This is a genomic window from Pyxidicoccus xibeiensis (genome assembly GCF_024198175.1).
Lineage (GTDB): Bacteria > Myxococcota > Myxococcia > Myxococcales > Myxococcaceae > Myxococcus > Myxococcus xibeiensis.
In genome coordinates this window covers 53,204-72,238 of record NZ_JAJVKV010000014.1, presented here as the reverse complement: position 1 = coordinate 72,238, position 19,035 = coordinate 53,204, and the positions used below count along the sequence as shown (strand labels likewise).

The following is a 19,035-nucleotide window of genomic DNA, read 5'->3' as shown; positions in this document are numbered from 1 at the left end:
TCGGCTACTTCGCGTCCTTCGACTGCGCCGTCGAGGCCGGCACGGGGAAGCCGCGCTTGCGCATCAGCGCCTGGATGCCCGCGTCGCGGCCCCGGAAGGCGCGGTAGGCCTCGGCCGGGTCCAGCGTGTTGCCCACGGAGAAGACGCTCTTGCGCAGCCGCTCGGCCACCGCGCGGTCATAGGCGCCCTTGCCCGCGGTGAAGGCCTCGAAGGCGTCCGCCGTCAGGGTGTCGGACCACAGGTAGCTGTAGTACCCCGCCGAGTAGCCGTCGCCCGCGAAGACGTGGCCGAACTGCGGCGTGCGGTGCCGCATGACGATTTCCTTCGGCATGCCCAGCGCGGTGAGCGTGTCGCGCTCGAAGGCGTCCGGGTCGATGGGCTTGTCGCCCGCCAGGTGCAGCTTCATGTCGATGAGGGCGCTCGACAGGTACTCCACCGTGGCGAAGCCCTGGTTGAACGTCGCGGCCTTCTCGATGCGCGCCACCAGCGCCTTCGGGATGGGCTTGCCCGTCTGGTAGTGCAGCGCGTACGTGTTGAGCACCTCGGGCGTGGCCAGCCAGTGCTCCAAGAGCTGCGAGGGGAACTCCACGTAGTCGCGCGCCACGGCCGTGCCCGACAGCGCCGGGTACGTCACGTTGGAGCTCAGGCCGTGCAGCGCGTGGCCGAACTCGTGGAACAGCGTGGACGCGTCCTCCCAGCTGATGAGCACGGGCTCACCGGGCGCGCCCTTCACGAAGTTGGAGTTGTTGGAGACAATCGTCGTGACTTCGCCCCGGTACCGCTCCTGGTTGCGGTACGCGTTCATCCACGCGCCGGAGCGCTTGCCGGTGCGCGCGTACGGGTCGAAGTACCAGAGGCCCACGTGCCGGCCGCTGGCCTTGTCCTTCACCTCCCAGACGCGGACGTCGGGGTGGTAGACGGGCACGTCGCTCACCTGCGCGAAGGTGAAGCCGAACAGCTCGCCGGCCACCCAGAACATGCCCTCGCGCAGCTTCTCCAGCTGGAGGTACGGCTTCACCTCGTTCTGGTCCAGGTCGTACTTCGCCTTGCGGACCTTCTCCGCGTAGTAGCGGTAGTCCCAGGGCTCAATCTTGAGCTTCGCGCCTTCCTTGTTGGCCACCGCCTGCATGTCCCGCACTTCCTCATGGACGCGGGCCACCGCGGGCTTCCAGACGGCCTCCATCAGCTCCATGGCGCGCTCGGGCGACTTCGCCATGGTGTTCTCCAGGCGCCAGTGGGCGTGCGTCGCGAAGCCCAGGAGCTTCGCCCGCTCCGCGCGCAGCTTCAGCACCTCCGAGATGAGGGTGTTGTTGTCGCGCGCGTCGCCGTTGTCGCCGCGGTTGACGTAGTTGCGCCAGACCTTCTCGCGCAAGTCCCGCCGGGACGAGTAGGTGAGGAACGGCTCCATGGAGGAGCGCGTGTTGGTGATGACCCACTTGCCCTTCTGGCCCCGGGCCTCGGCGGCGACCGCCGCGCCAGCGCGCACGGAGTCGGGCAGGCCCGCCAGGTCGGCCTCGGACTCCAGGACGACGGTGTAGCCCTCCTCGTCGGCGAGCACGTTCTGGCTGAAGGACGTGTACAGCGACGCGAGGCGCTGGTTGATGGCGCCCAGCTTCTGCTTCGCCGCCGCGTCCAGCTTCGCGCCGGAGCGCACGAAGCGCGTGTAGTAGAGCCAGGCGAGGCGCTGCTGCTCGGGCGTCAGCTTCGCCTTCTCGGGCGACTGGTACACCGCCTCGATGCGGCGGAAGAGGGCCTCGTTCTGGGCAATCTCGTCCTCGAAGGCGGCGAGCTTCGGCGCCATCTCCCGCTGGAGCGCCTGGAAGTCCGGCGTGTTCATGGACGAGCCCCAGATGCCGTAGAGCGTCTCCACGTCGGACATGGTGCGCCCGGCGGACTCCAGGGCGACGAGGGTGTTCTCGAAGGTCGGCGCGGCGGAGTTGCCGGTGATGGCCGCAATCTCCCGGCGCTGCTCGTCCATGGCCGCCTCGAGCGCGGACTTGAAGTGCTCGACCTTCACCTCGGTGAACGGCGGCACGCCCCCGTAGGGACCGGCCCACTTCGCCAGCAGCGGGTTGCTGGCCTTCGCGGGCTCGCTGGCGGGCGCGACGGCGGGCGGAGGAGCGGAGGTCATGTTCTGGGACTCCTGGGTGGGCTGGGCGGTCGTCGCACAACCGGCGGACACGAGCACGGCCATGCCCGCGCCGGCGAAGAGGAGCTTACGCATGAGGTGGAGGTCTCCCACTGAGAGGGTGGCTGTCTGGTAGGGGCGGAGCCTGGCGGCGGCCCGGGGCGAACCGTAGGACGGATTCGTGGTGTCCCCAACACGCTCGCCTGGCTGCCTCATCCCGAGCCTCCGCGCCCGCGGTGCGACAGGGTGCAACACCCCGGGCACCGCGAGGGCCCGCACTCCTCCTCGGCCCCCGGGGAGGCACCCGGTGTGACATCTTCCCGCGCCGCGAACGACCCTCCCCACCCCGGTCGTTCCAAGTAAGCCATGACCGTGACGAGCTCCCTGAAGGACCGCATCGAGAACCCCGAGCTGCTCTCCCGCGTCGTCCCCCTCGAGGAGGCGGTGAAGCACGTCACCGACGGGTGCACGCTGGCCATCAGCGGCTTCACCAAGTCGGGCGAGCCGAAGACGTTCCTCCCGGCCCTGGCCTGGCACCTCTCCCAGACGGCGCCCCAGGCCCGCATCACCCTGCTGACCGGGGCCTCGCTGTCGGAGGACGTGGAGGGCCCCCTGGCGCCCTTCATCCGCAAGCGCGGCCCCTACATGTCCTCGGCCGCGTCGCGCCGGCGCATCCACGCCGGGGAGATGGACTTCACGGACGTCCACCTGTCCGCCTTCGCGCGCAACCTCATGTACGGGTTCTATGGGGACATCGATGTGGCGGTGGTGGAGGTGTCCCGCATCCGCCCGGACGGCAGCGTCGTCCTCTCGTCATCGGTGGGCATCAGCGCGGAGGCGCTGACCCGCGCGAAGAAGGTCATCCTGGAGGTGAACACCTCCGTGCCGGACTACACGGGGTTCCACGACATCGTCGTGCCGCCCGTCCACCCGCACGTGGGCTGGCCGCTGCCGGTGGTCAACGTGAGGGACCGCATCGGCACGCCCTACGTGGAGTTCGACCTGCGCAAGGTGGTGGCGGTGGTGGAGTCCCGCACGCCCGACCACCCGGTGCCCTTCAAGGCCGCGGACGCCACGGACCGGCGCATCGCGGAGCACGTGATTGCCTTCCTCATGCAGTGCCGCGAGCAGTTCCACTGGGGCAAGCGCCTGCCACCCATCCAGTCCGGCGTGGGCAACGTGGCCAACGCCATCATCGGCGAGCTCTACGACTCGCCCTTCCAGAAGATCCGCTTCTGGACCGAGGTCTTCCAGGACGGGATGCTGCGCTACGTGGAGGACGACGCGAAGTTCGAGTACGCCTCGGCCACCGCGGTGTCCTTCTCCGCCGAGGGGCGCCAGCGCTTCCAGCAGCTCTTCGAGCGGTGCAGGGACCGCCTGGTGCTGCGGCCCATGTGGCTGTCCAACAGCCCGGAAATCATCTCCCGGCTGTTCGTCATCGCGATGAACACGCCCATCGAGGTGGACATCTACGGGCATGTGAACTCCACGCACATCGACGGCTCGCGCATCGTCAACGGGCTGGGCGGCTCGGGAGACTTCTTCCGCAACGCCTACCTGAGCATCGTCCACACGCCGTCCACGCGAAGGCTGAAGGACGGGCGGACGGTGAGCTGTGTCATGCCGTACGTGCGGCACATCGACCACACCGAGCACGACATCAAGTGCGTCGTCACCGAGCAGGGCTACGCGCTCAACATGGACATCCGCTCGCCGAAGCGGCGGGCCCTGGACATCATCGAGCGCTGCGCGCACCCGCACTTCCGGCCGCTCTTGAAGGCCTACCTGGACATGGCGGGCGCCGGAGACGAGCCCCGCGCCACGGACATGCAGGCGCTGAATGGCTGGTGGCGGGACTACGACGACGCGTGCCGCGCCTTCCCGCGGGGCGGGTGAGCGCGCGCATGGCGGAGCGGAATGGACGGGAGGCCTGGCCCCCGGAGCTGTCCGAGCGGATGCGCGAGGTGGACCGGCTGCGCAGGAGCGGGCGGTACGCGTCGGCGCTCGCGCTCATCCGTCAGCTCGCGGAGGAGCACCCGCGACAGGTGCGCGTGCTGAGCGAGCTGGGCCAGACGCTCGGCATCTGGGGCGGTGTGCCGGTCGAGGCCCTCGGCTGGTACGAGCGCGTCCTGGAGCTGGCGCCCGGCCACCTGGCCACGCGGCTGCACCGGGCCCTGTCGCTGGCGCGGCTGGGGCGCCACCCGGAGGCGCTGGCGGACTTCGACGCGCTGATAGCGGCGGGCGCGCGCAAGGCGCTCGTGCTCCACATGAAGCGCGCGGAGTCGCTGGAGGCGCTGGGCCGGCACGAGGAGGCGGAGCGGGACTGGACGCTCGCGCTGGAGGAGGACCCCGGCAACCCCTGGCTGCTCCAGCAGCGCGCCACGGCGAGGACGCGGCTGGGCCGGCTGGAGGACGCGGTGAAGGACCTCACAGCCGCGCTCGCGCCCCGGGAGGGCGAGGACGTGGACCCGGAGCTGCTGCGGGAGCGCGGGGCGCTGCGCGCGCGGCTGGGAGACGTGGACGGCGCGCGCGCGGACTTCGAGGCGGGGCTGGCCGCCCTGCGCGAGGGCGACCCGCCAGGGCTGCTGGACGCGCTCCGGCAGGGGCTCAAGGACTGCGCGTCAGGGTGAAGCGCACCACGCCCTTCTCCTGTTCCGGCAGGGCGATGGAGAAGGTCCCGCTGCGGAAGTCCTCCGCCTTCAGCAAGTAGCGCTCCGAGAACATGACGTCGTCGATGGTCACGTCCACGTCGAAGACCTCGATGTAGATGGACCGGTCCGCCAGGTCCCCGCGCGTCGTCGTGCAGCCACCCTCGGTCCACGTCGGGGTGTAGCCCGAGCCCTCCGGCGTCCGGGTCTTGATGTCTTTGTCACCGGCCGGGCACTCCAGCTCGACGACGACGTCCGGGGCCGAGCCATCGATGTCCCATTCTTCATCGCCGATGGGGTTGATGGGTGCAATCACCGCGGAGACGGGCTGGATGCGCCAGCGCTCGCTCCTGTCGAAGTAGCACGACCGCCCCGCTTCACCCCGGTCGGCGCAGTCCTCGAGGCCCTCGCACCGGTCGCAGATGGCGCCGCCCGCTCCGCAGGCCTCGATGCCGGTACCGTCGAAGCACTTGTCACCCGAGCAGCACCCCGCGCAGCTCTGGGCACACGCGGCCGTCGGCTCATCGAACTCGCTTCCACAGGCCGTCAGCCCCAGACACCAGGCCACGAGCACCATTCCCAGGAACCGCACGTATCACCCCTCCGTGGAGTGGCTGCCCACCCACCGTTCACTCCCGACCGATGATAGCGCACGGGTGGGAGCCTCGTGGGAAATGGCGGACGCGGCAGCCAACACCACCAAAGTCACTTTGGGGGTTGCCAGCGCCCCCGGGCGCCCCTAGCCTTCATGTAACCTTCAAATAACTTACGAAGGTTTCAGGCTCCCATCCCCGGAGGCGCCCATGTCGTCCGCCATCTCCCTCATCGCCGTTCCCACCAACCTGGGCCTGAACCGGGCCACCCGGACGCCCCGGCCCGACCTGCTCCCGGAGGCGCTGCTGGAGGCAGGGCTGGGACGCCGGCTCGGGGCGGTGGTGGAGGCCACCGTGACGCCCGGGCCCTACAACCCGGTCCGCGACCCGGACGTCCACGCCCTCAACCCGCATGGCATCGTGGACCAGTCGCACCGGCTGGCGGACGCGGTGGAGGCGGTGCGGCGCGCGGGGCGGATTCCCCTGGTGCTGGGAGGCGACTGCAGCGTCCTGCTCGGCGCCCTGCTGGGACTGAAGCGCCTCGGGGGACGGCATGGGCTCGCCTTCCTGGATGGACACACCGACTTCTGGCCTCCGGAAGCGGGCCCCCTGGGCGGTGTGGCGGGCATGGACCTGTGGTTCGCCACCGGCCGGGCGCCGGCCATCCTGGGGAACCTGGAGGGACGCGGGCCGCTGGTGCGGGACGAGGACGTCGCCCTGCTCGGGGTGAGAGACCCGGACGACTGGGGCGCGGTGGAGGGCGAGCATGCCCGCGACACGGCCATGGCCTACCTGGACCTGGACACGCTGCGCCGGGACGGAATCGCGGCCTCGGCGGAGCGCGCCTTGAAGCGCCTGCGCGCCCCGGGCGTGGAGGACTTCTGGGTGCACCTGGACGCGGACGTGCTGGATGACGCGGTGATGCCCGCCGTGGACTCACGCCAGCCGGACGGACTGCGGCCGGGCGAGCTGGGCGAGCTGCTGGCCCGGCTGGCGGGCTCGGGCGGGCTGGCGGGCGTGGACGTCACCATCTACGACCCCAGCCTGGACCCGGAGCGCCGGGCCGCCCGGGTGCTGGTGGACGTGCTGGTCGAGGGGCTCGGGACGCTGGCCTCGCCGCCCCGGAAGCGCCAGTCTGAGGGGTGATGGCCTCGCTTCCTGGCTCCGAGCTGCCCGCCGACATCGCGCTGGTGCACGACTTCGTCAACACGCTCGACGTGGAGAAGCTGCTCGACGAGGTCCCCTCCCCCGACTCGCTCGCCGGCTGGTTCCGCGCCCGGGGGCTGCTGGCCCCGGGTGACCTGGTGTCGCCCGAGGCCTTCACGGCGGCCATCCAGGTCCGCGAGGCCCTGCGCGCGGTGCTGCTCGCGCACAACGGAGAGCCGCTGCCCGCGGCGGAGCTGCGCACGCTGGAGCGGGTGTCGGCGGCCTGCCCGCTCACGGTGGGCTTCGACGCGGAAGGCGTGGCGACGCTGCGCGCGGCGGCCCAGGGCGGCTGGAAGGCGCTGGGCGGAGTCTTCGCGGCGGTGGTCTCCGCGCAGCGGGACGGCCGCTGGGAGCGGCTCAAGGTGTGTCCTGCCGGTGACTGCCAGTGCGCCTTCTACGACACGTCGAAGAACCGCTCGGGGCGCTGGTGCAGCATGCGCGTGTGCGGAAACCGGATGAAGCTCCAGCGCTTCCGGGCCGGTGCGGCACGGCAGCCTCGCTGAGGGCCCGGGCGCCCGGCGCCTCCTGAGCAGCCTGGCGTGGCGCGCTTGCAGCCGCCGGGGATTTGGAGCAGAGGGCTGCGACCGTGATTGTCCGTCCGCGCCCCAGTCTCCTCCGGCTCCTCTTCGTCGTCCGCGGCACCATCCTTCCCCGCGTCCTGCCTCACGTGGTGGGCATCGCGGCGCTGGCCTGCCTCGTCGTCTGGGCGACGAAGCAGACCGACCTGCGCCTGCCGGTCGCCACCCCCGCGCCCCTGTCGCTGCTCGGCATCGCGCTCTCCATCTTCCTCGGCTTCCGGAACAACGCCTCCTATGACCGCTGGTGGGAGGCCCGCAAGGTCTGGGGTGCGCTCCTCATCGAGCTGCGCGAGTACTCCCACGAGGCCATCACGCAGCTGGACGACGGCCGCGCCGAGCTGCCCCTCGCGGGCCGGCAGGCCGCGCGGAGGCTCGTGCACCGGAACATCGCCTTCGCGCACGCGCTCGCCGCGCACCTGCGCGGGCATGACGCGGGCGAGGACATCTCCCGCTTCGTCCCGGAGCCGGAGCGCTCGCGCGTGCTGGCCAGCGGGAACCGGCCGAATGCCCTGCTGCGCGAGCACACCGGAGAGCTGGCCGCGCTGCGGCGCGAGGGGCGGCTGTCCGACATCACCTGGAGCGCGCTGAACGAGCGGGTGCATGCACTGATGGGCGTGCTCTGCGCCTGCGAGCGCATCCGCTTCACCCCCGTGCCCTTCACGTACACGGTGCTCCTCCACCGCACCGCGTACCTCTTCTGCCTGCTGCTGCCCTTCGGCCTCGCCGAGGCCCTGGGCTGGTTCACCCCGGTGCTCTCCGCGATGATTGCCTACACGTTCTTCGGACTGGACCGGCTGAGCGACGAGCTGGAGGAGCCCTTCGGGGATGCGCCCAACGACCTGCCCCTGCTCGCGATGGCCCGCACGGCGGAGATGAACCTGCTCGAGGCGCTGGGTGAGCCCCAGCCCGAGCCGCTCCGGCCAGTCGACTTCATCCTCCCGTAGCCGCTACCCGCGGACGGACGCGCTCACTGGATGGTGATGGGGATGTTGTAGAGGAAGCAGACCGGGACCTTCTGGGGCTTGTACTCCCACCCCGTCTTGAGTCCCTGGATGATGTCGCCGTCCGCGCCGGGCACGGACTTCACCGGCGTCACTTCGTACACGCTGCCGTTGGTGGCGACGCACACCTTGTAGATGCCCTGCAGCGTCTGCCCGCGGTGGGCCTGCTTGAACACCTCGGACAGGCGCGGCGACGACTGGCGCACCACGTCCCGCTGGATGACGAAGGGGGGCACATTCTTGGGCTTCACCGGCTCGCCCGTGCCCGTGCCCCCGACGGTGCCGCCCACGACACCTCCCACCACGCCTCCCACCACCCCACCGGCCACGCCCCCCGCCACGCCGCCCTCGACTCCGCCCTCGACGGGCGCCTCGGGCGCCTCCGGCTCGGGCGCCTCCGGCTCGACGGGCTTCTGCTCGGGAACCGGCTGGACCTCCACGGGCTGACGCAGCTCGGTCTTCGGCTTCTTCTCCACCTTGCGTGGGGTCGTCCTGGCCGCCGCGGGCGGCGGGGGCGGAGGAGGAGGCGGCGGCGGGGCCTTGCCGAGGGTCAGCACCACGTCGAGGGGCTGCTCCACCTCGATGACGATGGGCTTCACCAGGAAGACCAGCACCGCCACGACGCCGACATGGACGGCGATGGAGAAGGCGGCGAAGCCGAGGATGCGTTGGGGAGGATCGGTCTGCTGCGCGAACATGCTGGGGCCGGGCATACCACAAGCCCGGGGCCATGCCTCATGAGGTACATCCTGCTTCATGAGTGGGACAAGCCCTCCTGTCACGTGGATGGCACCCGGCTGGTACCAGAGAACCTCGCACTCGTGGTACAGCGCCGCCACCTCGTCCCCATCCCCAGAGGTCTTTTCCGTGAAGACAGACATGATGTGCGCGCTCGGGCTCGCAGCGGCCCTGAGTGCGGTGGCATGTGGTGAGTCGACCGAGGAGGTCGGCGACAAGTACCAGGGCGTCGTCGACGCCTCGACGCTCGACGCGAAGTTCAGGCCCACGAGCGGCGTCTACCGGCCCGCGACGGCCCGGGTGAAGGGCACGAACGTGCCCTTCTACAACCTGGGGCAGGTGGCCACCGAGCGGAAGGACGACAAGGGCGCCATCACCAACTCGGGCGTCCCCGTGGACGAGACCGGGCGCCCCTACCTGCCGGCGAGCCGGGTGGTGGCCACCTCCTATGACCTGACGGAGGGCTGCAGGACGGGCAAGCCGGACTTCGACTTCCGCACCGACAACTACCCGGAGACGGTGCAGTGGCCCCTCTTCGGCGCGCTGCCGCTGGCGGTCACCGGCAACACCACGCCTCCGGTGCTGCCGCTGGTGAAGGTGACGCGGTGGACGGGCACGGGCAGCGAGCAGTGCAACGCCATCAAGGATGTCACCTCGCTCACCAAGGGCGCCTTCGGCGGCGCCGCCGAGGAGGGCGACACCCTCGCGCTGCGCGCCATCATCGACGTGTCCGCGCAGCTCAACCCGCTGAGCCAGGGCTCCGAGTTCACCTCCCAGGGCGGCTGGTACCGCGGACTGCAGCTGGCCTTCCTGGACGGCGGCCCCGTGCAGGTGGACGAGGCCGGCAACGTGAGGGTGATGGACGGCGTGCTGGTGAGCCCGCCGACGGGCGCGCCCACCACCGAGACGCCCGTGTACCTGTTCACGGCCCGGCCCGGTGAAGAGGGCTGGTCCCCGGTGGTGCGCCTGCGCACCTTCACCGCCACCGCGGCGAAGCCGGCCTCCAGCTACACCGGCCTGTGCGTCGACGTCTGCACGGACACCGAGCTCAACCTCACGCCCATCAACCGGTACGCCGGCGTGCTCTTCGTCGTGGGGAGCACCCTGTGAGCGCCACCCTTCCTTCCAAGAGCCCTTCCATGAAGACTCCCTCCTTCCATGGCGCCCGCGCGCTCGCGCTGCTGCTGGCGCTGGTCGCGGTCCTCCCGGTGCCCGCGCTGGCCGCGAGCCAGAACTACGGCCGCATCGCCGGCTACGTGTACGACCCGACGGGCGCCGCGCTCGCCGAGGTGCCCCTCACCGTGAGCGGCCCGGCGCTGCAGCAGCCCCAGTCGAGCACCAGCGGCGAGGACGGCCGCTTCGAGTTCGCCACCCTGCCCCCGGGCGAGGGCTACGTCCTCGAGGTCAACGTCCCCGGCTTCGCCGCCATCAAGCGCTCCGGCATCACCGTCCTGCTCGGCCAGGCCACGCAGGTGGACGTGAAGCTGGAGGTGTTCACCGAGGCGCAGGCGGTGGCCACCTATGAAATCGTCGAGAAGGTCAACCCCATCATCAACCCGGACTCCGCGCAGATGGGCGCGGTGATGAACGCGGAGAAGGCGGCCACCTCGCCCGTCTTCACGCAGGTGCAGGCCATGCCCCAGCTGGTGGCGGGCGTGGGCCAGGGCAACGCGCCCAGCCTGCGCGCCGGCCTGTCGCGCTACGGCAAGTTCTTCGTGGACGGCATGGACACGTCCGACGTGGTGGACGGCAGCATCAGCTCGCCGATGAGCTTCTACGCGGTGGAGAACTTCGAGGTCATCACCGGCGGCCTGGACGCCCAGTACAACTCGCTGGGCCTCATCGAGAACGTCGTCAGCAAGAGCGGCTCCAACAAGCTCACCTACGACGTCACGATGATCCTCTCGCCGGCCTGGGCCAACGCGAAGTACCGCGGTGCCGCCAACCAGAGCCCCAACGTGGCCGGCTACACGCAGAACGAGGTGCCGCTGTCGGAGACGTCCTTCTACAGCCCGCTGGTGGGCGTGGGCGGCCCCATCATCAAGGACAAGCTGTGGTTCTACTTCTCCGGCCAGTGGAACTTCTCCAAGCGCGACACGCCGCTGGGTGAGGAGAACCGCACGTCCGACACGGAGACGCGCCTGGCCCGCCTGAAGCTCACCTGGCAGCCCACGTCGAAGGACCGCGTGTCCGTGGCGTTCAACTACGACAACAACGCCATCACCAACCAGGTCTCGTCGACGTCCGCCTCCCCGGAAGCGGAGACGCAGATCGACCGCGGCGGCTTCTTCGCCATCGTCAACTACGACCGCAGCATCAGCGAAAACGTCCTCTTCCAGCTCCAGACGGGCACCACGTTCAAGGACATCTGGCAGGGCCCGATGAACGAGGACTCGCAGGAGATTGCCCACATCTACAACAGCACCACGTACCGGAACGCTGGCGCGCTGCGCAACGAGACGGGCAACCTGGTGACGGAGCAGCGCCTGCGCTTCCAGTTCGACCCGACGCTGCTCTTCAAGGTGAAGAACCACCAGATGAAGGCGGGCGTGCAGGTCAGCTACCTGAGCGGTGACAAGACGACGCAGGTGATTGGCAACCGTCGCTTCAATGACCGCAACGGCGAGTGCAACCCGGAAGACCCGTCCACCTTCCAGTTCTGCAACGAGCGCATCGACTTCTACAACTCCGACGGCGTGCAGGGCCCGCTGACCACCGAGGCCGGGGACCTCATCACCGGCGCCTTCGTCCAGGACCGCTGGAACGTCAACCGCTACCTCACGCTGGTGGCGGGTCTGCGCGCGGACGTGGGCCGGCTGTACGGGGACAACAACCAGTTCATCACCAACCTGGTGGGCGTGGGCCCGCGCCTGTCGGCCACCTACGACCTGTTCGGCAACCGGACGACGCTCTTCAAGGCGCACTACGGCCGCTCCAACGAGGTGGGTGACGTCTTCATCGCCCAGCACGCCAACCCGGACCTGCTCCAGGTGCGGTCCACCTTCAGCGGCGGCGCCTTCGCCGACTGCGCGCCGGACACCACCGGCAACAGCCAGTGCAGCGTGTCCGGAGGCCCCTCCGGCCGCTTCTTCGACAAGGAGGACCACACCCCGCCGCACGTGGATGAGGTCGCGCTCGGCCTGCACCACGCGATGAGCGAGCAGTCCGTCATCGGCGTGGACTTCACCTACCGCAAGTACTCCAACATGTGGGTGGACGAGGAGATGAACCGCATCTGGGACCCGTCCGGTCAGCGCGTGGTGGGATACGCGGACGGCGTGAACCACACGGTGGTGAAGATCCACAACCCGGACGACGCCTGGCGCGACTACCGGGGCATGGACCTGTGGGTGCAGGGCCGGACGGGCCCGTGGGACCTGCTCGCGAACTACACCCTGGCCTTCAGCAACGGCACGGTGGGTGACTACTTCGACGGCTACGGCGCCAACCCCCGCTTCAAGCACTTCTTCGAGGGGCCGTCGCCGGAGGACATCCGCCACACCATGAAGGGCTCCATCGGGTACACCACGAAGTTCGGGCTCGATTTCGGCGTGCGCTTCAACTACCGCACCGGCGCGCCCATGTGGATGTACCAGGAGGGCGCGGTGGACCGGCAGCGCGTGGTGCGCTCGGAGCGTGGCACCGGCCACTCCTACAACACCAACAACGGCATCCCGGACTTCAACGACCCGGCCGCCGTGTCCCAGCTGCGCCAGCCGAGCCAGTTCCTGTTCGACGTCCAGGCCCGCTATGACCTGAACCGCATCGTGAAGACGGACGAGACGAAGATGGAGCTCACGCTCATCATGTTCAACGTCCTCAACAACAGCGACGTTACGTTCGTGCAGGAGCAGTGGCGCGCCACCAACAACCGCTTCGGCACGGCGACGAGCCGCCGCAGCCCGATGCAGGCCGAGCTGCTGCTGCGCGTGCGCAACTAGCCACTCAGGCCCGAAATGCCACACCGGGGCCTCTCGCGTTCGCTCGCGGGGGGCCCCGTGTCTTTGAGGCCACTTGAATCCGGCGGTGCCGCCGTTCTAGACGGGCGTGTGACTTCCGCCTCCCGTCCGCTCCTCCTCGGGCTGCTGTCCGCCCTCCTCGCTTCCTGTGCCTCTGCTCCGTCCGTGCCGGCGGCCGCCGCCGTGGCGCCGGTGCCCCCGCGCCCCAGCGCGCCGGAGCCCCTGCGCCTCACCCTGGTGGGGACCAATGACCTGCACGGGTGGGTGATGCCCTCGCGTGCCACGCTGCCCGATGGCACCGGCGTGGAGCAGGGCGGGCTGGCGACCTTCGCGGGCTACCTGGCCGTGCTCCGGGCGGAGAATCCGGACGGAGTGCTGCTGCTGGACGGAGGGGACCTGTTCCAGGGCACCCTCGCCTCCAACCTCACCGAGGGCGAGGTGGTCATCGGCGCGATGAATGCCCTGGGCTATGCCGCCTCGGCGCTCGGGAACCACGAGTTCGACTACGGGCCCGTGGGGCCCCGCTCGGTGGCGCTCGAGGGGGACGACCCCTTCGGCGCGCTCAAGGCGCGCATTGCCCAGGCGCGCTTCCCGGTGCTCGGGGTCAACGTCACCGACAGCGGGACGGGCGCGGGCCCCGCCTGGCTCGGCAACGACGGCACGCTGCTGGTGGAGCGGAGGGGGGTGCGCATCGGCATCCTCGGGCTGGCCACGCCCCACACCCCGAAGGTGACCAACCCGGTGAATGTGGCGAGCCTGCGCTTCGCGCCCATGGCTCCGGCGGCGCTCGCCGCGGCCCAGGGCCTGCGCGCCCGTGGGGCGGACGTGGTGGTCGCGGTGGCCCACGCGGGCGCGGTGTGCAAGCGCCTGGACGAGCCGCGCGACGCCTCCTCGTGTGACCGCGGGGACAGTGAGATTGTCGAGCTCCTGGAGGAGCTGCCCGAGGGGACGCTGGACGCGGTGGTGGCCGGTCACACGCACCAGCCGGTGGGCCACTTCATCCGCGGCACGCCGGTCATCGAGACGTCGGGCCGGGGCCGCGCCTTCGGACTCGTGGAGCTCTTCGTGGACCCGGTGACGCGCAAGGTGCTCCCCGAGCGGACCCGGCTGGAGGGCTCCATCCCGGTGTGCGCGCGGGTGGACGCGTCGCTGGGCACCTGTGAGGAGCGGGTGTTGAAGGAGGCGAAGCGGCTCGAGCTCGTTCCCGCCACCTTCCGGGGGCGCGCGGTGGTGGCCGACGCGGCGCTGGAGGCGCAGCTTTCCGAGGCGCTCGCCCGCGTGGAGCAGGAGCAGCGGCGCCCCCTGGGCGTGCGCGTGCCGGCGGCGCTCACGCGCAGCTACGACGCGGAGAGCCCGCTCGGCAGCGTGCTGGCGGATGGGCTGCGCGAAGTCACGGGGACCGACATCGCCCTGCTCAACAGCGGTGGGCTGCGCGCGGACCTGCCGGCCGGCGAGCTCACCTATGGCGCCGTCTATGAGGTGCTTCCCTTCGACAACACCCTCTCCGTCGTCACCGTCTCGGCCCCGGAGCTGCGGCGGCTGCTGGAGGCCGCCTATGGGCGCAAGGGCACCTTCCAGGTGTCGGGGCTGAAGGTGCGGGTGGAGGTGTGCGGCGGGGTGTCGCGGCTCGCCTCCGTCACCCTGCCGAATGGAAAGCCCCTTCCGGCCGGGAAGCGCTTCCGGGTGGCCATGCCGGACTTCCTGGCGCGCGGTGGCGGCGGGCTGGAAGAGGCACTCAAGCCGCTGCCTCCCGGGAGCATCGACCTGGGCGAGCGTCAGGCGCTGACGCTGCGTGACGCGCTCATCGAGCACTGGAAGGCTCGAGGCAAGCCGCTGGTGGCGCCCGCGCCCGGCCGCATCCTGCGCGCGAGCGGAGCGGCCGGTTGCCCCGCGGAGGCCGCCGGGCGGCCCTGAGCTCCCCGGTGTGAGGGATTGGCCTTGTGCATCCGCTAGTGGGTTTCCACCATTGAAATCCATTCCAAGCCATCAAGCAGCGCTTGCGCCGAGGCGCGTCAATTCATTCCATGCCAAATGGATATATCAACCACCCGAACCCATGTAGCCTTGGCCGACCGGAACCTGGGGCTCCCCTTGGACCTCCCACACCCCTCCGGCAAGGAGCTGTCCTTGAAGTTCGCAATCACACTCGTGCGTGCAGTGACTTTGGTGGGAGCGAGTCTGGCGTTGGCGGCCTGTGGTGGAGAGCTGACGCCCGAGGAAGCGGCCTCGCTGGAGGCGGATGCGCTGGGACAGGCAGAGTCGGAGCTGGGCTCCTGCGCCAACTGGTCCGAGTGGAACAACACGGGCGCAACCACGTGTGAGTACCAGGGCTGCGGCTACTACCTGTCGTGCGACGACTACATCGCGGGGATGCTGGCGGACGACTCCACCGAGGAGCCGGACAAGGCCCCTCCTCCCCTCTGCCCCGATGGCTACTCCTATCCCCATCGCGTCTACAACCCGGGCACCTTTGCCCAGCAGTACAGCTACCGCGCGTGCTTCAACGAGGCGGGCGCCTACACGCACACGGAATACCAGTACCAGAACGTCCTGAGCACCTGCGGCTGCTGAGTCGCGGCGACTCCCGGACCCATGGAGCCGCGCTCCGTGGGTCCGTCAAGCCAGTCCCCCCTCGACTGCAAATCGCCTGTGAGCCCGAGCTCCAGTTCAGGTGGGCAGGCGCTTCAGGAAGGCCAGCAGCGCCGCGCTGACCTCGGCCGCACACTCCTGCTGGAGCCAATGGCCCGCCCCAGGGATGACGAGCACCTCCTGGAGGTTGGGCACCAGTGGCTTCATGAGGTCTACCGGGGCAAAGGCGCGCGCCGGGTCCTTCTCGCCAACCATGAAGAGCGCGGGCTGCTCGATTCGGACCGTCGCGAGCTCGGGCAGCTCCGCCCAGTCGCGGTCCATGTTGCGATAGCGATTGAGCCCGCCACGAAACCCACTGCCCTGGAGCTCCTTCACGATGTGCGCGAGGTCGTCCTCCGTGAGCCAGGCAGGGAGCGTGGCCGGGGTTTCGATGCCCGTGAGGAACGAGTCCCCCTTCTTCCGGGTCCGCACGACCTCGGCCGTCGTGTCGAACCCGGGCACACCGGCAAGGAGGGTGCGCATCGTCCTCGGGACGTCCGCTTCGAGCTCCGCCTCCGCGACGCCGGGCTCCTGGAAGTACAGGATGTAGAACCAGCGGTCCCCGAACATGTGCTTGAAGAGCTGCGTCGGCGGCATGGGCGTGCGGCCGAGGTGCGGGACGCTCATGCCGACCACCGCGCGGAAACGGTCGGGGTGAAGCGCGGCGCAGGTCCACGCCATCGCCGCGCCCCAGTCGTGGCCGACGACGACGGCGGTCCTCTCCCCGAGGACATCGAGCAGGCCGACAAAATCGGCGAGCAGGTTCTTCAGGCTGTACGCCTCGACGGCCCCCGGCTTGTCGCTGCGGCCATAGCCCCGGACATCGGGCGCGACGGCGTGGTAGCCGGCGGCCGCGAGCGCGTGGAGCTGGTGCCGCCAGGAGTACCAGGACTCCGGCCAGCCATGGAGGAGCAGCACGAGAGGGCCTTCGCCAGCCTCTGCGATGTGGAGCTGGATGCCGTTCGTCTCGACGGTGCGGTGTGTGATTTCAGGCATGGGAGGCAGGGCCTTTCTTCAAGGATTGTCGCGAACGGCTACGCCGCCACGTCCGCGTCGGGCGACCGCCGCACCTTCGCCAGCGCGCCGACCAGCACCTCCGGCCCCGCGCCGCGCTTGTGCGCGTTCTCACTCAGGTGCCGGCGCCACGCGCGCGCACCGGGCAGCCCCTGGAACAGCCCCAGCATGTGCCGCGTAATCGCCCCCAGCGGCGCGCCCTGCGACATGCGCCGCTCGATATAGGGCAGCATCGCCTCGACCACCGCGTGCCGCTCCGGCGGAGCCTCCTTCGAGCCGAAGAACCGCTGGTCCGCCTCCGCCAGCAGATACGGGCTCTCGTACACGGCGCGGCCAATCATCACCCCGTCCACCTGCTTCAGGTGCTCGGCGGCGGCGTCCAGCGTCTTGATGCCGCCGTTGATGCTGATGTCCAGGTGCGGGAACTCGCTCTTCAGCCGGTAGACGAGCTCGTAGCGCAGCGGGGGCACGTCCCGGTTCTCCTTCGGGCTCAGCCCCTGCAACCACGCCTTGCGCGCGTGCACGATGAAGCGCGTGCAGCCCGCGGCGGAGACCTTCCGCACGAAGCCCTCCAGCGTGGGCCACTCCTCGAGGTCATCGATGGCGATGCGCGACTTCACCGTCACCGGGATGCGCACGGCCTCCCGCATCGCCGCCACCCCCCGGGCCACCAGGTCCGGCTCCGCCATCAGGCACGCGCCAAAGCGCCCGGACTGCACCCGGTCGCTCGGACAGCCGACGTTGAGGTTGATTTCGTCGTACCCCCACTCCTCGCCCACCCGGGCCGACGCGGCGAGCGCGTCCGGCTCCGAGCCTCCCAGCTGGAGCGCCACCGGGTGCTCCGCGGGCTCGTAGCCCAGCAGCCGCTCCCGGTCGCCGTGCAGGATGGCGCCCGTGGTCACCATCTCCGTGTAGAGGAGCGTGTGGCGGCTGAGCAGCCGGTGGAAGTACCGGCAGTTCCGGTCCGTCCAGTCCATCATCGGCGCGACACACAGCGGCATCGGGGAAAGCGGCATCATGGAAGAACCCGGGGGAGCGCCTTGAGCGTCCTGCGGAGCATCTACTCGGCTTTTCCCGTGGTGCCCATCCCTCTTTGCCGCCCGGCTGCTCGGAGAGGGAAGAGGCGGACACCCCCGTCCCCTGTAGGCTGCTGCCGTGTCTTCGAGCCCTCCCCTTCTGGATGACATGCTCCTCTTCGCCGAAGTCGTGGCGACGGGCGGCATCACCGCCGCCGCCGAGCGGCTCGGCCTGCGCAAGTCGACCGTGAGCCGCCGGCTCGCCGCCCTGGAGGAACGGCTGGGAATCCGCCTCCTCGAGCGCAACACCCGCCGCCTGCGACTCACCGAGGCCGGCCGTGACTACCACGCCCACTGCGCCCGGCTCGTCGCCGAGGCCCGCGAGGTCAACCGCGCGGTGAGTGAGTCACGCGGCACGCCCCAGGGCACCCTCCGCCTCGCCACCTTGTCGCTGCTCGGCGAGCTGCTCACGCCCCTCATCTCCGAGTTCCTCCTGCGCCAGCCGCTGATGCGGGTGGAGGTGTCGCTCGCCGAGGCGCACGTGGACCTCATCGCCGAGGAGTACGACCTGGCCCTGCGCACCGGGCCGCTCGCGGACTCCTCGCTGGTGGCGCGCCGGCTGGGCCGCCTGCGCACGGGCTACTACGCCAGCGCCACCTATCTCAGCCGCCACGGCACGCCCCGGACGGCCGACGAGCTCCAGGCCCACGAGTGCGTCCTCCTGGCCGAGCCCGGCACCGACGAGGTCTGGTTCTTCGGCGAGGGCAAGCGCGCCAGGACGGTGCCCGTGTCGGGCCGGCTGCGCGTGCCCAGCGTCCGCGCCGGACAGGCGGCGGCGCGCGCGGGACTCGGCCTGGTGAGGCTGCCCGCCTCGCTCGTCGTCGATGACGTGCGCGGCGGAATGCTCATTCCCGTCCTGGTGGACCAGACGCCGCCGGGCATCCCCGTCTTCGCCGTCTACCCCAGCAGCCGCCAGCTCCCTCCCAAGGTGCGCTCGTTCCTGACGCTGCTGTCCGAGCGCGGCGCCTCGCTGCCCTGGGATGAAACCGAGTAGGGGCGCTTCGCGGAACAATGCGTTGCACCAGGGGCTCTCGTCCGGAACACCCGCCGTCATTACACCTCTCCCCGTACCAAGCCGCGGCCGTCCTGGCCGGGGCCTCTCGAGGAGGACGAGTCATGGCAGGGGACGTCATCACGGTGGGGGATGCGGAATTCGGACGCGAGGTGCTCGAGTCGAAGGAGCCCGTCCTCGTGGACTTCACGGCGGCGTGGTGCGCGCCGTGCCGGGCCATCTCGCCCGTCGTCGACGCGCTGGCCACCGAGTACCGGGGGCGGATGAAGGTCGCGAAGGTCGACGTCGACGTGAACCAGGCGACGGCCCAGCAGTACGGCATCCGCGCGATGCCCACGTTCCTCATCTTCAAGGAGGGCCGAGTGGTCAAGCAGCTGGTCGGCGCGATGCCCCGGAAGAAGCTGGAGGAGGAGCTGCGCCAGCACCTGTGAGCTTCCGGCACCGGACACCGGGC

16 protein-coding genes are annotated in these 19,035 nt (G+C 70.2%); 11 read left to right on the top strand and 5 right to left on the bottom strand.

Annotated features, from left to right (window positions below; all coding sequences use genetic code 11):
- Nucleotides 1-4 precede the first annotated feature (4 nt).
- Nucleotides 5-2,224, bottom strand: coding sequence for a M3 family metallopeptidase (locus LXT23_RS39760; RefSeq protein ID WP_253985677.1), 2,220 nt, complete (start codon nucleotides 2,222-2,224; stop codon nucleotides 5-7).
- Nucleotides 2,225-2,494: 270 nt separating this feature from the next.
- On the opposite strand from LXT23_RS39760, the gene LXT23_RS39755 reads away from it, so the two are divergent.
- A complete protein-coding gene (locus LXT23_RS39755) occupies nucleotides 2,495-4,024 on the top strand; it encodes an acetyl-CoA hydrolase/transferase C-terminal domain-containing protein (RefSeq protein WP_253985676.1) in 1,530 nt (509 codons plus the stop codon).
- Nucleotides 4,025-4,032: 8 nt separating this feature from the next.
- On the top strand, nucleotides 4,033-4,758 hold the full coding sequence (locus tag LXT23_RS39750) for a tetratricopeptide repeat protein (protein ID WP_253985675.1): 726 nt from the start codon (nucleotides 4,033-4,035) through the stop codon (nucleotides 4,756-4,758).
- Here LXT23_RS39750 and LXT23_RS39745 read toward each other — a convergent pair.
- Nucleotides 4,736-5,368 (bottom strand): hypothetical protein, encoded by a 633-nt coding sequence (locus LXT23_RS39745; RefSeq protein WP_253985674.1) that lies wholly within the window; start codon nucleotides 5,366-5,368, stop codon nucleotides 4,736-4,738. The two genes, LXT23_RS39750 and LXT23_RS39745, sit on opposite strands and share 23 nt — an antisense overlap.
- Nucleotides 5,369-5,579: 211 nt before the next feature.
- On the opposite strand from LXT23_RS39745, the gene LXT23_RS39740 reads away from it, so the two are divergent.
- The 3 genes from LXT23_RS39740 to LXT23_RS39730 all read left to right on the top strand — a co-directional run bounded on the left by LXT23_RS39740 (nucleotide 5,580) and on the right by LXT23_RS39730 (nucleotide 8,097).
- Complete coding sequence (locus LXT23_RS39740; protein WP_253985673.1) at nucleotides 5,580-6,515, top strand: arginase family protein; 936 nt, start codon at nucleotides 5,580-5,582, stop codon at nucleotides 6,513-6,515.
- Complete coding sequence (locus tag LXT23_RS39735; RefSeq protein WP_253985672.1) at nucleotides 6,515-7,078, top strand: CGNR zinc finger domain-containing protein; 564 nt, start codon at nucleotides 6,515-6,517, stop codon at nucleotides 7,076-7,078. The genes LXT23_RS39740 and LXT23_RS39735 overlap by 1 nt, the downstream gene beginning before the upstream one ends.
- An 83-nt stretch (nucleotides 7,079-7,161) precedes the next feature.
- Nucleotides 7,162-8,097, top strand: coding sequence for a bestrophin family protein (locus LXT23_RS39730; RefSeq protein ID WP_253985671.1), 936 nt, complete (start codon nucleotides 7,162-7,164; stop codon nucleotides 8,095-8,097).
- 23 nt (nucleotides 8,098-8,120) lie between these two features.
- On the opposite strand, the gene LXT23_RS39725 is transcribed toward LXT23_RS39730, so the two are convergent.
- Nucleotides 8,121-8,852 (bottom strand): PaxA, encoded by a 732-nt coding sequence (locus tag LXT23_RS39725; RefSeq protein WP_253985670.1) that lies wholly within the window; start codon nucleotides 8,850-8,852, stop codon nucleotides 8,121-8,123.
- 169 nt (nucleotides 8,853-9,021) lie between these two features.
- On the opposite strand from LXT23_RS39725, the gene LXT23_RS39720 reads away from it, so the two are divergent.
- From LXT23_RS39720 to LXT23_RS39705, 4 genes are all read left to right on the top strand, one after another.
- A complete protein-coding gene (locus tag LXT23_RS39720) occupies nucleotides 9,022-10,002 on the top strand; it encodes a hypothetical protein (protein WP_253985669.1) in 981 nt (326 codons plus the stop codon).
- Nucleotides 10,003-10,031: 29 nt separating this feature from the next.
- Nucleotides 10,032-12,833: a TonB-dependent receptor gene (locus LXT23_RS39715; protein ID WP_253985668.1), complete on the top strand. Its 2,802-nt coding sequence runs from the start codon at nucleotides 10,032-10,034 to the stop codon at nucleotides 12,831-12,833.
- A gap of 108 nt (nucleotides 12,834-12,941) precedes the next feature.
- Nucleotides 12,942-14,765, top strand: coding sequence for a bifunctional metallophosphatase/5'-nucleotidase (locus LXT23_RS39710; protein WP_253985667.1), 1,824 nt, complete (start codon nucleotides 12,942-12,944; stop codon nucleotides 14,763-14,765).
- 213 nt (nucleotides 14,766-14,978) lie between these two features.
- Nucleotides 14,979-15,422, top strand: a complete 444-nt coding sequence (locus LXT23_RS39705) for a hypothetical protein (protein WP_253985666.1) — start codon at nucleotides 14,979-14,981, stop codon at nucleotides 15,420-15,422.
- A 96-nt stretch (nucleotides 15,423-15,518) separates the two neighbouring features.
- Here the strand turns inward: LXT23_RS39705 and LXT23_RS39700 are convergent, their stop codons facing one another.
- Nucleotides 15,519-16,475: an alpha/beta fold hydrolase gene (locus LXT23_RS39700; protein WP_253985665.1), complete on the bottom strand. Its 957-nt coding sequence runs from the start codon at nucleotides 16,473-16,475 to the stop codon at nucleotides 15,519-15,521.
- Between the two features lie 38 nt (nucleotides 16,476-16,513).
- A complete protein-coding gene (gene dusA, locus LXT23_RS39695) occupies nucleotides 16,514-17,512 on the bottom strand; it encodes a tRNA dihydrouridine(20/20a) synthase DusA (protein ID WP_253985664.1) in 999 nt (332 codons plus the stop codon).
- Between the two features lie 166 nt (nucleotides 17,513-17,678).
- Between dusA and LXT23_RS39690 the strand changes: the two genes are divergently transcribed.
- Nucleotides 17,679-18,563 (top strand): LysR family transcriptional regulator, encoded by an 885-nt coding sequence (locus LXT23_RS39690; protein ID WP_253985663.1) that lies wholly within the window; start codon nucleotides 17,679-17,681, stop codon nucleotides 18,561-18,563.
- 122 nt (nucleotides 18,564-18,685) lie between these two features.
- On the top strand, nucleotides 18,686-19,012 hold the full coding sequence (gene trxA / locus LXT23_RS39685) for a thioredoxin (RefSeq protein WP_253985662.1): 327 nt from the start codon (nucleotides 18,686-18,688) through the stop codon (nucleotides 19,010-19,012).
- The last annotated feature ends 23 nt before the right edge of the window (nucleotides 19,013-19,035 follow it).